The sequence below is a fragment of the Streptomyces sp. NBC_00443 genome, assembly GCF_036014175.1.
GTDB lineage: Bacteria > Actinomycetota > Actinomycetes > Streptomycetales > Streptomycetaceae > Streptomyces.
In genome coordinates, this window is sequence record NZ_CP107917.1 from 7151757 (window position 1) to 7166449 (window position 14693).

Genomic DNA, 14693 nt, shown 5'->3' on the forward strand with positions numbered 1-14693 from the left:
CTGACCGGACATGACCGCCACCCTCGTGAAAGAGGCAAGCCCGTCGCCCGTCCCGGGCGACGGCAAGGCGCGCGCCCGACGCTCACGGCGGCGCGGGCGGATCATCGCCCTCCTCTTCGTCTTTCCCGCGCTGCTCCTGCTGGGCGCACTCGTCGTCTACCCCGTGCTGTTCTCCATCGGGCGCAGCTTCTTCGACGCCTCCGGCACCGAGTTCGTGGGCGGCGAGAACTACTCCGAGATGTTCCGCGACCCGGCGACACTCAACGCGATCCGCAACACGACCATCTGGGTCGTCGTGGCCCCGGCCCTGCTGACGGGCCTCGGTCTGATCCTGGCCGTGCTGGTGGAGAAGGTCCGCTGGGCGACCGCCTTCAAGCTGCTGCTGTTCATGCCGATGGCCGTGTCCTTCCTCGCCGCCGGCATCATCTTCCGGCTCGCCTACGACGAGGACCCGGACAAGGGCGTGCTGAACGCCGCCGCCGTCTCCGTGCACGACGCCTTCCAGGGCACGTCGACGTATCCGACGGCACGGGCGCGCGACGGGCAGGGGCTGGCGAAGGGGGCGGACGGCTCGTACGGCACGACCGGGACCGCGTCCCCCGGCCAGGCCGTGACGCTCGGACTCGTCGGTGTGCTTCCGGCGGACCTTCCCGGGGACGCCCGGCCGGCGGACGCGGCCGCGGGGCAGAAAGCGGGCCCCGGTGAGCTCAGCGGCGTCGTGTACCTCGACTTCACGCCCGGTGGGGGAGGGGAGCAGGGCAAGGTCGACCAGCGGGAGAGCGGGCTGCCGGAGATGACGGTCGAGGCGGTGCGTGACGGGGAGGCGGTCGCCTCGACGACCACGGCGGCCGACGGCTCGTTCCGTTTCGAGGGGCTGGACGACGGCTCGTACACGGTGAAGCTGCCGGCCTCGAACTTCGCCGCCCCCTACGAGGGCGTCTCCTGGCTCGGGCCCACGCTCGTCACGCCGGCGATCATCGGGGCGTACCTGTGGATCTGGACCGGGTTCGCGATGGTCCTGATCGGCGCGGGTCTGGCGACCCTGCCCCGGGACGCGCTGGAGGCCGCGCGGATGGACGGCGCGAACGAGTGGCAGATCTTCCGGCGGATCACGGTTCCGCTGCTGGCGCCGGTGCTGACGGTCGTGTTCATCACCCTCGTCATCAACGTGATGAAGGTCTTCGACCTCGTCTACATCATCGCGCCCGGGCCGGTGCAGGAGGACGCGACCGTACTCGCGACGCAGATGTGGCTGGTGTCGTTCGGCGGCGGCAACAACCAGGGCCTGGGCAGCGCGCTCGGTGTACTGCTCCTGCTGCTCGTCATCCCCGCCATGGTCTTCAACGTCCGCCGTTTCCGAGGGAGTCAGCGATGAACGCGGTCAGGCGCGGACTGGGCAACGGCCTGGTCCAGGCGTTTCTCGTGGTGATCGGGCTGGTGTGGCTGACGCCGCTGGCGGGGCTGTTCCTGTCGTCGATGCGGTCCGCCGAGGACACGGCGACGGGCGGCTGGTGGACCGTGTTCACCAGCCCCGGCCAGCTGTCCTTCGACAACTACTCGGCACTGCTCGGCAACGCCGGGATCACCCAGGCCTTCTGGAACACCGTGCTGATCTCGGTGCCGGCGACTTTGCTGGTGGTCGTCCTCGCGGCACTCGCCGGGTACGCCTTCGCGTGGCTGGACTTCCCCGGACGCGAGGCGATCTTCCTGGTCGTCGTGGCGCTGCTCGTGGTGCCCGTGCAGATCGGGCTGCTCCCGGTCGCCAAACTCTTCGGCCAGCTGGGGCTGTTCGGCACGATTCCCGGTGTCGTCCTCTTCCACGTGGCCTACGGTCTGCCGTTCGCGGTGTTCCTGCTGCGGAACTACTTCGCCGAGCTGCCCAAGGAGATGCTGGAGGCGGCGCGGATGGACGGGGGCAGCGAGTGGCGGATCTTCACGCGGCTGGTACTCCCGGTGGGGCGCCCGGCGATCGCCTCGCTCGCCATCTTCCAGTTCCTGTGGGTGTGGAACGACATGCTGGTTGCGCTGCTCTTCGCGGACAGCGCGTCGCAGCCGCTCACGGTTGAACTGCAGTCCCAGATCCGGCAGTTCGGCAGCAACATCGACGTGCTGGCGCCGGGGGCGTTCGTGTCGCTGGTGGTGCCGGTCGTGGTGTTCTTCGCGTTCCAGCGGCACTTCGTACAGGGCGTGATGGCCGGGTCGGTGAAGTAGCCCGGGCAAGCGGTGCATGTGCTTCGGGCCCTCGCTTCACCGGGAAGCGAGGGCCCGAAGCGCGTTCACGCGGACGCCGGTGGATACAGCGACCGCGGCAACTGCGAAGCCGCCGCCGCGTCCAGCAGCCACAGCGTCCTGGCGCGGCCGTACGCCCCGGCCGCCGGTGCCTGGATCTCACCCGCGCCCGACAGCGCGATCGCCGCCGCCTGCGCCTTGTCCTCGCCCGCCGCCAGCAGCCACACCTCACGCGCCGCCCGGATCGCGGGCAGCGTGAGGGTGACACGGGTCGGAGGGGCTTGGGGGCGCCGTGCACGCCGACGACCGTGCGGTCCGTCTCCCGTACCGCGGGGAGTTCCGGGAACAGGGAGGCCACATGTGTGTCCGGACCCACGCCCAGCATCAGGACGTCGAACGTGGGAACCGCGCCGTGGTTCTCCGGTCCCGCCGCCCTCGCCAGCTCCTCCGCGTAGGCGGCAGCGGCCGCCTCCACGTCCGTGCCGAACGGGCCGTCCGAGGCGGGCATGGCGTGCACCCGCTTCGGATCCAGCGGCACCTCGTCCAGCAGGGCTGCACGCGCCTGCGTGACGTTGCGCTCCGGATCGCCCTCGGGCAGGAAGCGCTCGTCGCCCCACCAGAGGTCCAGCCGACTCCAGTCGACGGCGTCCCGGGCGGGGGCGGCCGCGAGCGCGGCCAGCAGGCCGTTGCCGTTGCGGCCGCCTGTGAGGACCACGGACGCCGAGCCCCGGGAGGCCTGCGCGTCCACGATCTTCGTGATCAGCCGGGCCGCCGCGGCCTGCGCCATCAGCTCCTTGTCGTGGTGCACGACCAGCTGCGGAGTACTCACTTGGCCGCCGCCTTCTTCACCGGTTCCGGTGCCGTCGCTTCTTTCGCGGGTGCTTTCGCAGCGGTTTCGACGGGAGCCGGGAGAGCGGCTCGTCCGGCCTGTTCTCCTTTGGCCGGCGATCCCTCCCCGGCCTGCGCTTCCCCGGCCTGCTCGGCCTGCGACTCTCCGGCCTGTGACTGCTCGGCCGGCGACTCCTCGGCCCTGGCCACGGCGGCCTCGGCCAGGGCGACGGCCTGCGCGGCCTTGGCGATCGCGGCCTCGACGCCCCGGACCGCCTGAGCCGGCCCGGCGTTCAGCCGCTCCACCCCGAACCGCAGCGCGGAGGCGTACGTGTCGTCCGGGTCGAGCCGTCGCAGCTCCTCCGCGATCAGCTCGGACGTCTCCCGCCGCTTCAGCGCCACCGCACGGTCCGGCTGGCCCTGGATGGAGAGGGTCGCCAGGGAGCCGTCCGCCCGGTCGAGCGCTATCGGGCCGCAGTCGGTGTCCATACGGACCGCCGTCAGGCCGGGGCCCGACGACAGCGACCGCTTGACGGGGACGTCCAGCCGGTCCGCGAGCCACATCGCCAGCAGTTCACAGCTCGGGTTGAACTCCTCGCCCTCCACCTCGACGGCCTGCACCTCGCAGACCACCTGGTCCAGAGCCGCCGCCAGCATCGAGCGCCACGGCGTGATCCGGGTCCAGGACAGGTCGGTGTCGCCGGGTGTGTAGGCGTCGGCGCGGGCCGACAGCTCCCGTACCGGCTGTTCCGAGGCGTACGTGTCGGTCACCCGGCGCTGGGCCAGCGCGCCCAGCGGGTCCTTCGCCGGGTCGAGCGGTGCGTTGACCGGCCACCAGACCACCACCGGGGCGTCCGGCAGGAGGAGCGGCAGGACGACCGACTGGGCGTGGTCGGACACCTCGCCGTACAGACGCAGGACGACCGTCTCGCCGGTGCCCGCTTCCGCGCCCAGCCGCACCTCGGCGTCCAGCCGGGACTGCGTACGGTCGCGGGGCGAGCGCGAGACGCGCTTGATGACCACGAGCGTGCGCGAGGGGTGCTCGCGCGAGGCGTCGTTGGCGGCCCTCAGAGCGTCGTAGGCGTTCTCCTCGTCCGTCACGATGACCAGCGTGAGCACCATGCCGACGGCCGGCGTGCCGATGGCCCGGCGGCCCTGCACCAGCGCCTTGTTGATCTTGCTGGCCGTGGTGTCCGTGAGGTCTATCTTCATGGCCGGCGCCAGCTCCGTCCGTCTCGCTCGAGCATTTCGTCCGCCTCGACGGGGCCCCAGGTACCGGACGGGTACTGGGCCGGCTTGCCGTTGGTGTCCCAGTACTCCTCGATCGGGTCGAGGATCTTCCAGGACAGCTCGACCTCCTCGGTGCGCGGGAAGAGGTTCGAGTCGCCCAGGAGGACGTCCAGGATCAGACGCTCGTACGCCTCCGGGCTCGACTCCGTGAAGGACTCGCCGTACGCGAAGTCCATCGACACGTCCCGGATCTCCATCGACGTGCCCGGCACCTTCGAGCCGAAGCGGACCGTGACGCCCTCGTCCGGCTGGACGCGGATCACGATCGCGTTCTGGCCGAGCTCCTCGGTGGCGGTCGTGTCGAAGGGGGAGTGCGGCGCGCGCTGGAAGACGACCGCGATCTCGGTGACGCGGCGGCCCAGGCGCTTGCCGGTGCGCAGATAGAAGGGGACGCCCGCCCAGCGGCGGTTGTCGATCCCCACCTTGATCGCGGCGTACGTGTCCGTCTTGGACTTGGCGTCGATGCCCTCCTCCTGGAGGTACCCGACCGCTTTCTCGCCGCCCTGCCAGCCGGCCGCGTACTGCCCGAACACCGTGTCCCGGCCCAGGTCCTTCGGCAGCCGTACGGCACCGAGCACCTTGGTCTTCTCGGCCGCCAGCGCGTCCGCGTCGAAGGAGGCGGGCTCCTCCATCGCGGTCAGCGCCAGGAGCTGGAGCAGGTGGTTCTGGATGACGTCACGGGCGGCGCCGATGCCGTCGTAGTAGCCGGCGCGACCGCCGATGCCGATGTCCTCGGCCATGGTGATCTGCACGTGGTCCACGAAGGACCGGTTCCAGATCGGCTCGAACATCGTGTTGGCGAACCGCAGCGCCAGGATGTTCTGGACGGTCTCCTTGCCCAGGTAGTGGTCGATGCGGAAGACCTGGTCCGGGGCGAAGACCTCGTGCACGACCTTGTTGAGCTCCTCGGCCGACTTCAGGTCGTGTCCGAAGGGCTTCTCGATGACCGCGCGCCGCCAGGAGCTGCTCGTCTGGTCGGCGAGGCCGTGCTTCTTCAGCTGCTGGATGACCACCGGGAAGGAGCGCGGCGGCACCGAGAGGTAGAAGGCGAAGTTGCCGCCCGTGCCCTGGGCCTTGTCCAGCTCCTCGATGGTGCCGCGCAGCCGCTCGAAGGCGTCGTCGTCGTCGAAGGTGCCCTGCACGAAGCGCATGCCCTGGATGAGCTGCTGCCAGACCTCCTCACGGAAGGGGGTGCGGGCGTGCGCCTTGACGGCGTCGTGGACCTCCTGCGCGAAGTCCTCGTTGGCCCACTCACGGCGGGCGAAGCCCACCAGCGAGAAACCCGGCGGCAGCAGACCCCGGTTGGCGAGGTCGTAAACGGCCGGCATCAGCTTCTTACGTGACAAATCGCCCGTAACGCCGAAGATCACCAGGCCCGACGGCCCCGCGATACGCGGGAGCCGTCGGTCGGCGGCGTCACGAAGCGGGTTCGCTTCAGTGACGGTGAAGGGTGGCAAGGGATCAGCCCTCCGAGGGGGCGAGGCGCTCGAGCTCTGCCTCGGTCGACTTGAGCAGGTCGTTCCAGGACGCCTCGAACTTCTCGACGCCCTCGTCCTCCAGTACCTGGACGACGTCGTCGTACGAGATGCCGAGCCGCTCTACCGCGTCCAGGTCGGCGCGGGCCTGCTGGTAGGTGCCTGCGATGGTGTTGCCGGTGATCGAGCCGCTCTCCTCGGTCGCCTGCAGGGTGGCCTCCGGCATGGTGTTGACCGTGTTCGGCGCGACCAGGTCGTCGACGTACAGGGTGGCCTTGTAGGCCTTGTCCTTCACGCCGGTGGAGGCCCACAGCGGACGCTGCTTGTTGGCGCCCGCGTTCTCCAGCGCGCTCCAGCGGTCGGAGGAGAAGACCTCCTCGTACGCCTCGTAGGCGAGCCGCGCGTTGGCCACGGCCGCCTTGCCGCGCGCGGCCTTGGCCTCGTCGGTGCCGAGCGCGTCGATCCGCTTGTCGATCTCGGTGTCCACGCGGGACACGAAGAACGACGCCACCGACCGGATCTTGGACAGGTCCAGGCCCTTGGCCTTGGCCTTCTCCAGACCGGCGAGGTAGGCGTCCATGACCTCGCGGTAGCGCTCCAGCGAGAAGATCAGCGTGACGTTGACGCTGATTCCGCGGCCGATGACCTCGGTGATCGCCGGGAGGCCCGCCTTGGTGGCCGGGATCTTGATGAGGGTGTTGGGCCGGTCGACCAGCCAGGCCAGCTGCTTGGCCTCGGCGACGGTCGCACGGGTGTTGTGGGCCAGGCGCGGGTCGACCTCGATGGAGACCCGGCCGTCCTGGCCGCCGGTGGCGTCGAAGACCGGGCGCAGGATGTCGGCGGCGTCGCGGACGTCCGCCGTCGTGATCATGCGTACGGCCTCTTCGACGGTGACCTTGCGGGCGGCGAGGTCGGTGAGCTGCTGCTCGTAACCGTCACCGCTGCTGATCGCCTTCTGGAAGATCGTCGGGTTGGTCGTGACACCCACGACGTGCTGCTGGTCGATCAGCTCGGCGAGGTTGCCGGACGTGATGCGCTGGCGCGACAGGTCGTCCAGCCAGATCGCGACGCCTTCCTCGGAGAGGCGCTTGAGTGCGTCTGTCATGGAAAATCAAACTCCTACGTCTCGTATATGAGCGTCAGCGCTGGGCCGCGGCGAGGGATTCCCGCGCGGCAGCGGCCACGTTCTCGGCAGTGAAGCCGAACTCCCGGAAAAGGACCTTGCCGTCGGCCGAAGCACCGAAGTGCTCCAGGGAAACGATGCGACCCGCGTCCCCGACGTACTTGTGCCAGGTGAGACCGATGCCGGCCTCCACCGCGACCCGCGCCCTGACGGCCGGCGGAAGAACGCTGTCCCGGTACCCCTGGTCCTGCTCCTCGAACCACTCCACGGACGGCATGGACACGACGCGCGTCGGCACCCCGTCCGCCTGCAGCTGCTCGCGCGCCTCGACGGCGACGTGCACCTCGGAGCCGGTCGCGATGAGGACGACCTGCGGCTCGCCGCCGTCGGCCTCGAACAGCACGTAACCACCGCGCGCGGCGTCGTCGTTGGCCTCGTACGTCGGCACGCCCTGACGGGTCAGCGCCAGCCCGTGCGGGGCGCCCTTGCCGAACTCCTTGGTGTAGCGCCCCAGGATCTCGCGCCAGACGATCGCGGTCTCGTTGGCGTCGGCGGGACGCACGACATTGAGACCGGGGATGGCGCGCAGGGACGCGAGGTGCTCGATCGGCTGGTGGGTGGGGCCGTCCTCACCGAGACCGATGGAGTCGTGCGTCCACACGTACGTCACCGGCAGGTGCATGAGCGCCGACAGGCGTACGGCGTTGCGCATGTAGTCGGAGAACACGAGGAACGTGCCGCCGTAGATACGGGTGTTGCCGTGCAGCGCGATGCCGTTCATCTCCGCGGCCATGGAGTGCTCGCGGATGCCGAAGTGGATCGTGCGGCCGTACGGGTTCGCCTCCGGGAGCGGGTTGTCCGCCGGGAGGAACGACGACGTCTTGTCGATCGTCGTGTTGTTGGAGCCGGCCAGGTCGGCCGAGCCGCCCCACAGCTCCGGGATGACCGCACCGAGGGCCTGCAGCACCTTGCCGGACGCGGCACGCGTCGCGACGCCCTTGCCGGGCTCGAAGACCGGGAGCTTCTCCTCCCAGCCGGTGGGCAGCTCGCCCGCGGCGATGCGGTCGAACTCGGCGGCGCGCTCGGCGTTGTTGTCCCGCCACTGCTGGAAGGACTTCTCCCACACGGCACGGGCCGCCTGGCCGCGCTCCAGGGCACCCCGGGTGTGGGCGATGACCTCGTCGGAGACCTCGAAGCTCTGCTCCGGGTCGAAGCCGAGGACGCGCTTGGTGGCCGCGACCTCGTCGTCGCCGAGCGCCGAGCCGTGGGCGGCCTCGGTGTTCTGCGCGTTCGGGGCCGGCCAGGCGATGATCGAGCGCATCGCGATGAAGGACGGCTTGTCCGTCACCTTCTTCGCTTCCTCGATCGCGTCGTAGATGGCGTGCGGGTCGAGGTCGCCGTCCGGCTGCGGGGCGACGCGCTGGACGTGCCAGCCGTATGCCTCGTACCGCTTGACGGTGTCCTCGGAGACCGCCGTCTCGGTGTCGCCCTCGATCGAGATGTGGTTGTCGTCCCACAGCAGGATCAGGTTGCCGAGCTTCTGGTGGCCGGCCATCGAGGAGGCCTCGGCGGAAATGCCCTCCTGGAGGCAGCCGTCACCGGCGATGGCGTAGACGAAGTGGTCGAACGGGGAGGTGCCCTCGGGGGCCTCCGGGTCGAACAGACCGCGCTCGTAGCGGGCGGCCATCGCCATGCCCACGGCGTTGGCGACACCCTGGCCCAGCGGGCCGGTCGTCGTCTCGACGCCCGTGGTGTGGCCGTACTCCGGGTGACCGGGGGTCTTCGAACCCCAGGTCCGGAACGCCTTCAGGTCGTCCAGCTCCAGGCCGAAGCCGGCCAGGTACAGCTGGGTGTAGAGGGTCAGGGACGAGTGTCCCGCGGACAGCACGAAGCGGTCGCGCCCGACCCAGTCGGCGTCCGCCGGGTCGTGCCGCATCACCTTCTGGAAGAGGGTGTAGGCGGCAGGTGCCAGGCTCATCGCCGTTCCCGGATGGCCGTTTCCGACCTTCTGTACGGCATCGGCGGCCAGGACGCGGGCGGTGTCGACGGCCCGCTGGTCCAGCTCGGTCCACTCGAGGTCTGTGGTGGTCGGCTTGGTGCTCACCCTGGGTCAGGGCTCCTCTCCACATGTCGGATGCCGGTGTTTCGGGCATGCGCCCACCGGCTGCCGGCGTTCTCGGCGTCGGCCGGCCGTTGTCGAGCCTACCCCTGGAAGTACGTGCGTTTTTTCGAGTCATTCCAGACTGCCGGGAGTCGCCGGGATGCGCCTCCCGACTGGCTCGTTCCGCGTTCGGCAAGTGAATACGCAGGCGCTCATCCGGGTGCTCAATCGAGCTTCGGTGCGCCCGTCGGACCACCCCCTCCAACACGACCCCACCCCCGCGAATGTCCGGGTCTGGGCAACGTCTACAGTGGCGTGGTACGCGCGAGCCTTTACCGGGACTTCACACGGGGAGGCTTGCTGGGATGTCTCTGTCAGGGGTGTGCGTGACGGCCGTTGAATCCCGTCCAGCGGGGATTATCGGGACGAGCCAGAGCCCGAGCCGGCGGCCGATCGGGGCCCGGGTCAAGGCGTTCGTGGCGCTTACCAAGCCGCGGATCATCGAGCTGCTGCTGATCACCACCGTTCCGGTGATGTTCCTGGCGGAGCAGGGTGTGCCCGACCTCGGTCTGGTGCTGCTCACCTGTATCGGCGGCTACCTCTCCGCCGGCGGCGCCAACGCGCTGAACATGTACATCGACCGTGACATCGACGCGCTCATGGACCGCACCTCGCAGCGCCCGCTGGTCACCGGGATGGTCAGCCCGCGCGAGTGCCTGGCCTTCGGCATCGCGCTGGCGGCCGTCTCCACACTCCTGTTCGGCCTCACCGTCAACTGGCTGTCGGCCTGGCTCTCCCTCGGCGCACTCCTCTTCTACGTCGTCGTCTACACGATGATCCTCAAGCGCCGTACCTCGCAGAACATCGTGTGGGGCGGCATCGCGGGCTGCATGCCGGTGCTGATCGGGTGGACGGCCGTCACGAACTCCCTCACCTGGGCGCCGCTCATCCTCTTCCTGGTGATCTTCTTCTGGACCCCGCCGCACTACTGGCCGCTGTCCATGAAGGTGAAGGACGACTACGCGCGCGTGGGCGTGCCCATGCTCCCCGTCATCGCCTCGAACAAGGTCGTCGCCAAGCAGATCGTCATCTACAGCTGGGTGATGGTCGCGGTGTCCCTGCTGTTGACGCCGCTCGGCTACACCGGCTGGTTCTACACCGTGGTCGCGCTGGCCGCCGGCGGCTGGTGGCTGTGGGAGGCGCACGCGCTGCAGAACCGGGCGAAGGCCGAGGTGGCGGGCGGCAAGCTGAAGGAAATGCGCCTGTTCCACTGGTCGATCACCTACGTCTCGCTGCTGTTCGTGGCGGTGGCCGTGGACCCGTTCCTGCGCTGACGCACGTCACAGTGCCCTGCCCTCGCCAGCTGATCTACTCGTGAGTAGCATCCTGGCCATGGCAGACACGCAGCAGGTTGACCAGAAGGCCGAGCGCAGGGTGGCCAAGCTGGCCAAGCAGATCAACGCCTTCGCGAAGTCCCACGGCGGCACCGAGGCCCAGGTCGCGTACATCGGCGAGCGGGGCGCCCGCATCGTGCTCGTCGGCGAGGACGGCGGCTGGGGGGACCTGGTGGCTCCGTCGTACGAGATCGCCGAGAAGGCGGTGGAGAAGGCCGGCGTCACGCGCCACGAGGCCTTCGACGGCGAGTTCGCGGCGAAGGTGAAGACGGGCGAGTACGAGTGGAAGAGGATGGCCGGCATCCAAGTCGGCGGCTGAACCACGCCCCCCTTTTTTCTTACGCAACACCAAGTCACCGGTTCACCCGTTAGGACCTGTAGAGCAAGCGCAGCGTCCACCCACGGGGAGTCCGGATGATCGAAACGCCATCCCTCGTGGACCAGTACTGCCACGGCGTACTGCGCACGGAGCTGGGCCTCGGCACCTTCGAGGCCCAGTTGGCCCGCACCGAGGGCCCACCGGCACCCGGCACCACGCTCTTCGACACCCAGACCGGTTTCGCCGTACGCCGCTGGTGCCCGCCTCTCCTCGGCCTGGAACCGCACTGCTTACCCGCCCGCTATCTCGCCCGGCGCCGTGAACTCGGAGTCCTGGAGGCGGGCCGGCGGCTGCTGCGGGGCAGCGGCATCACGACCTACCTGATCGACACCGGCCTGCCCGGCGACCTCACCGGCCCTCTGGAGATGGCGTCCGCCGGATCCGCCGAGGCCCATGAGATCGTGCGCCTCGAACTCCTCGCCGAACAGGTCGCCGACACCTCCGGCACGGTCGAGTCCTTTCTCGCCAACCTCGCCGAGTCCGTGCACGGCGCGGCGGCGAACGCGGTGGCCTTCACTTCCGTGGCGGGTGTACGGCACGGCCTCGCACTCGCGCCCGAGCCGCCGGGGCCGGGGGAGGTGCGGGGCGCCGCCGGGCGCTGGCTCGCGGCGCGCAGGGTCGGCGGCGAGCTGAGCGACCCGGTGCTGCTGCGGCACCTGCTGTGGATCGCGGTGGCGTCGGGGCTGCCGCTGCAACTGCACGCGGGGCTGGGGGAGCCGGGGCTGCGCATCGACCGCACGGACCCGGTGCTGCTGACGGACTTCGTCCGCGCGACGGCCGGCCTCGGCACGGACCTGGTCCTCCTGCACGGCTACCCGTACCACCGCCACGCCGCCCATCTGGCCGGGGTATTCCCGCACGTCTACGCCGACTCGGGCGCGGCACTCATCCGCACCGGCGCCCGCGCGGCCACGATCCTCGCCGAGATCCTGGAACTGGCCCCCTTCGGCAAGATCCTCTTCTCCAGCGGCGCCCAGGGCCTGCCCGAGCTCCATGTCGTCGGAGCCCGCCTGTTCCGCGAGGCCCTCGCCAGGGTGCTCGGCGGCTGGGTCGCCGAGGGGGCGTGGTCGCTGGGGGACGCGCAACGGGTGGCGGGGATGGTGGCGGCGGGGAACGCCCGGCGGGTGTACGCACTGGAGTGAGGCGTACAGACTGGGCGGATGCCGACCGATGCCTTACTCGACCGCTTCCTCGCCGAGCTGGCGACGACTCTCGCTCCCGCTGCTCCCGTCGCCGTCTGGGCGCACGGCTCACTCGCCGGGGGCGACTACCAGGAGGGCCGCAGCGATCTGGACCTGATCGCCGTCGTGGACGGCCCGCTCACGCCCCGCATCATCTGGCAGGTGGCGAAGGTCCACGCCCGGCTGCGGTCCGAGCCGCTCGCCGCGCTGCTGCACTGCACGTACCTGACGCCGGACACGGCGGACGACGCCGACCGACGCCACCTCACCTGGGCGCACCAGCAGTTGTTCAAACGGACGGTGACCCCGGTGACCCGCCGCGAGCTGCACGCCTTCGGCCGAGTGCTGCACGGGAAGGCGCCCGCCGGGCTGCTGCCGCCGGTGCCGGACCGGGAGCTCGGCGAGTTCGTCGTACGCGACCAGCGGGACTTCTGGCGGACGGCGGTCGACAAGGCCTCGCTGTGGACGAAGGACGTGTGGGTCGACCTGGGGGTGATCACCTACGCCCGCGCGAGCGTCACCCTGCGCGATGGGCGGCTGATCTCCAAGCGCGAGGCCCTGGACCTGCTGCCCGGCCTCGGAGCGCCCGTCGAACTCGTCGAGGACATCCGCAGCCGGCGCTACGACAGCTCTGCGCCCCCGACGCCGGCCGGGGAGTGGGCGACGCGCAGGGCCGGCCTGACTCGGAGCTATCTGGGCCCTGCGATCGACGAGTTGGTGACGACGTACGGCTGACCTACGCGCGCGCGCCGACCGTCGGCTCGGCCGCCGGAGACGGGATCCCGATCTCGTCGAACGGCCGTTCCCGCAGGGCCAGCGCCACCCGCAGGACCGCGATCCAGGTCACGGCCGAGCCGAGCATGTGCAGGCCCACCAGGATCTCCGGGAGGTCCGTGAAGTACTGGACGTAGCCGATGACGCCCTGGGCGAGGAGGACCAGGAAGAGGTCGCGGGTGCGGTTCAGAGGGCCCTTCGGGGCGTCGACCGCCTTGAGGACGAACCACAGGGCGAACGTCAGCGTGACCACGATCCAGGCCAGCACGGCGTGCAGCTTGGTGACGTTCTCCCAGTCGAGGGGCATCCGCTCGACCTCGCTGGAGTCTCCCGCGTGCGGACCGGCGCCGGTGACCACCGTGCCGACCAGGATCAGCAGCACCGAGGCCCCGACCATGACCCACACCAGCTGCCGCACCGCCCTGCCGACCAGCGGACGCGGCGTCGAGTCGCCCTCCCGGGTGCGCTGCCACATCACCGTGGCGACCGCGATCAGGGCGGACGTCGCCACGAAGTGGGCCGCGACCGTGTACGGGTTGAGGCCGACCAGCACGACGATGCCGCCGAGCACCGCGTTGCTCATCACGATCCAGAACTGCGCCCAGCCCAGCCGGGTCAGGCCACGGCGGTGCGGCTTCTCAGCGCGCGCGGCGATGATCGCCCAGCCTACGGCGGCGCACAGCACGTACGTCAGCATGCGGTTGCCGAACTCGATGGCGCCGTGCAGGCCCATCTCGCTGGTGGCGGTGAGCGAGTCGTCGGTGCACTTGGGCCAGGTCGGGCAGCCGAGCCCGGAACCGGTGAGGCGCACCGCACCGCCGGTGACCACGATGAGCACCGACATCACGAGCGCGGCGAGGGCCGCCCGTTGGACCGTCCTCGGGCTCGGGGTCCAGCGTGCGGCGATGAAGGCGAGGGGGTTGCGCACGGCCGCTACGGCGTCGGCGCGGGTCAGCTTTGGCACGGGCCCTATCGTAGGCGGCCGCTTGTGCACGGTTTCACGAGGGTCCCCTCTCGCCCCGCGGACCGGGCTACTCCCAGCGGAAGAACCTGCCCGCCGCCGCGAGCCCGACGACCGCCCACACGGCCAGAATCCCCAGGTCGCCCCACGGCATCCCGGCCCCGTGCTGAAGCACGTCGCGCAGCCCGTCGGACAGTGCCGAGATCGGCAGCAGCCCCAGCACGTCCTGCGCCCCCGCCGGGAACTTGTCCAGCGGCACGATCACCCCGCCGCCGACGAGCAGCAGCAGGAAGACCAGGTTGGCCGCGGCCAGGGTGGCCTCGGCCTTGAGCGTGCCGGCCATCAGTAGTCCGAGTCCCGAGAAGGCGGCCGTCCCCAGGACCAGCAGGAGGACGACGGCTGCCGGGTTTCCCTGCGGCGACCAGCCCAGCGCGAAGGCGATCACCGTCAGCAGGGCGATCTGCAGGACCTCGGTGACCAGCACCGACGCCGTCTTCGCCGTCATCAGGGCCCAGCGCGGCAGCGGGGAGGACGCCAGCCGCTTCAGCACGCCGTACCGGCGCTCGAAGCCCGTGGCGATGGCCTGGCCCGTGAACGCCGTCGACATCACGGCGAGCGCGAGGATGCCGGGGGCGAGGAAGTCGACGGCCTCGCCTGCGCCCGTGTCGGCGATGTCCACCGTGCTGAAGAGGACCAGCAGCAGCGTGGGGATCACGACGGTCAGCAGCAGCTGCTCGCCGTTGCGCAGCAGCATCTTCGTCTCGAGTGCCGCCTGGGCCGCGATCATGTGGGGGAGCGGGGCGGCGCCCGGCTTCGGGGTGTACGTACCCGTACCGACCGTGGTCACGAACGCAGCTCCTTGCCGGTGAGCTCCAGGCTGTGTCTTCCCGGGGGACGACCCCCGGACCCCCGGCCGGTCCCTGTGCTGAGCGCGATCATGAGCGCAACTCCTTGCCCG

General features: G+C 70.3%; 12 protein-coding genes and 1 pseudogene. 6 read left to right on the forward strand and 7 right to left on the reverse strand.

What is annotated here, in order from left to right:
- The first annotated feature begins 10 nt into the window (after positions 1-10).
- On the forward strand, positions 11-1375 hold the full coding sequence (locus OHO27_RS32500; RefSeq protein ID WP_328428525.1) for an ABC transporter permease: 1365 nt from the start codon (positions 11-13) through the stop codon (positions 1373-1375).
- On the forward strand, positions 1372-2211 hold the full coding sequence (locus OHO27_RS32505; protein ID WP_328428526.1) for a carbohydrate ABC transporter permease: 840 nt from the start codon (positions 1372-1374) through the stop codon (positions 2209-2211). The genes OHO27_RS32500 and OHO27_RS32505 overlap by 4 nt, the downstream gene beginning before the upstream one ends.
- A gap of 65 nt (positions 2212-2276) precedes the next feature.
- Here the strand turns inward: OHO27_RS32505 and pgl are convergent.
- From pgl to tkt, 5 genes and pseudogenes are all read right to left on the reverse strand, one after another.
- A pseudogene (gene pgl, locus OHO27_RS43240) lies at positions 2277-3058 on the reverse strand (6-phosphogluconolactonase).
- Positions 3055-4269, reverse strand: coding sequence for a glucose-6-phosphate dehydrogenase assembly protein OpcA (opcA, locus tag OHO27_RS32520; RefSeq protein ID WP_328428527.1), 1215 nt, complete (start codon positions 4267-4269; stop codon positions 3055-3057). The pseudogene pgl and the gene opcA overlap by 4 nt, the downstream one beginning before the upstream one ends.
- A complete protein-coding gene (zwf, locus tag OHO27_RS32525) occupies positions 4266-5804 on the reverse strand; it encodes a glucose-6-phosphate dehydrogenase (RefSeq protein WP_328428528.1) in 1539 nt (512 codons plus the stop codon). Before zwf ends, opcA begins: the two co-directional genes overlap by 4 nt.
- 4 nt (positions 5805-5808) lie before the next feature.
- Positions 5809-6927 carry a transaldolase gene (gene tal, locus OHO27_RS32530; protein WP_328428529.1) on the reverse strand — a complete coding sequence of 373 codons (1119 nt, stop codon included), beginning with the start codon at positions 6925-6927 and terminating at the stop codon, positions 5809-5811.
- Positions 6928-6961: 34 nt separating this feature from the next.
- Entirely contained in the window at positions 6962-9049 is a 2088-nt protein-coding gene (gene tkt, locus OHO27_RS32535; RefSeq protein ID WP_328428530.1) for a transketolase, read from the reverse strand.
- A 362-nt stretch (positions 9050-9411) separates the two neighbouring features.
- Between tkt and OHO27_RS32540 the strand changes: the two genes are divergently transcribed.
- The 4 genes from OHO27_RS32540 to OHO27_RS32555 all read left to right on the forward strand — a co-directional run bounded on the left by OHO27_RS32540 (position 9412) and on the right by OHO27_RS32555 (position 12735).
- Entirely contained in the window at positions 9412-10380 is a 969-nt protein-coding gene (locus tag OHO27_RS32540) for a heme o synthase (RefSeq protein ID WP_443059640.1), read from the forward strand.
- A 58-nt stretch (positions 10381-10438) separates the two neighbouring features.
- Positions 10439-10759, forward strand: coding sequence for a hypothetical protein (locus OHO27_RS32545; RefSeq protein WP_328428531.1), 321 nt, complete (start codon positions 10439-10441; stop codon positions 10757-10759).
- 95 nt (positions 10760-10854) lie between these two features.
- Positions 10855-11961, forward strand: a complete 1107-nt coding sequence (locus tag OHO27_RS32550; RefSeq protein WP_328428532.1) for an amidohydrolase family protein — start codon at positions 10855-10857, stop codon at positions 11959-11961.
- 18 nt (positions 11962-11979) lie between these two features.
- Positions 11980-12735 carry a nucleotidyltransferase gene (locus OHO27_RS32555; protein ID WP_328428533.1) on the forward strand — a complete coding sequence of 252 codons (756 nt, stop codon included), beginning with the start codon at positions 11980-11982 and terminating at the stop codon, positions 12733-12735.
- Between the two features lies 1 nt (position 12736).
- Here the strand turns inward: OHO27_RS32555 and OHO27_RS32560 are convergent, their stop codons facing one another.
- Positions 12737-13729 carry a COX15/CtaA family protein gene (locus tag OHO27_RS32560; protein ID WP_328430623.1) on the reverse strand — a complete coding sequence of 331 codons (993 nt, stop codon included), beginning with the start codon at positions 13727-13729 and terminating at the stop codon, positions 12737-12739.
- Between the two features lie 76 nt (positions 13730-13805).
- A complete protein-coding gene (locus OHO27_RS32565; protein WP_328430624.1) occupies positions 13806-14522 on the reverse strand; it encodes an ABC transporter permease in 717 nt (238 codons plus the stop codon).
- Positions 14523-14693: the final 171 nt, after the last annotated feature.

What these genes read in the sequence shown, in the direction of transcription:
- OHO27_RS32550 (WP_328428532.1), top strand. Translation starts at nt 10,855, where the DNA reads ATGATCGAAACGCCATCCCTCGTGGACCAGTACTGCCACGGCGTACTG.
- tal (WP_328428529.1), bottom strand. Translation starts at nt 6,927, where the DNA reads ATGACAGACGCACTCAAGCGCCTCTCCGAGGAAGGCGTCGCGATCTGG.
- OHO27_RS32540 (WP_443059640.1), top strand. Translation starts at nt 9,412, where the DNA reads ATGTCTCTGTCAGGGGTGTGCGTGACGGCCGTTGAATCCCGTCCAGCG.
- OHO27_RS32505 (WP_328428526.1), top strand. Translation starts at nt 1,372, where the DNA reads ATGAACGCGGTCAGGCGCGGACTGGGCAACGGCCTGGTCCAGGCGTTT.
- opcA (WP_328428527.1), bottom strand. Translation starts at nt 4,269, where the DNA reads ATGAAGATAGACCTCACGGACACCACGGCCAGCAAGATCAACAAGGCG.
- OHO27_RS32545 (WP_328428531.1), top strand. Translation starts at nt 10,439, where the DNA reads ATGGCAGACACGCAGCAGGTTGACCAGAAGGCCGAGCGCAGGGTGGCC.
- OHO27_RS32565 (WP_328430624.1), bottom strand. Translation starts at nt 14,522, where the DNA reads ATGATCGCGGCCCAGGCGGCACTCGAGACGAAGATGCTGCTGCGCAAC.
- OHO27_RS32500 (WP_328428525.1), top strand. Translation starts at nt 11, where the DNA reads ATGACCGCCACCCTCGTGAAAGAGGCAAGCCCGTCGCCCGTCCCGGGC.
- OHO27_RS32555 (WP_328428533.1), top strand. Translation starts at nt 11,980, where the DNA reads ATGCCGACCGATGCCTTACTCGACCGCTTCCTCGCCGAGCTGGCGACG.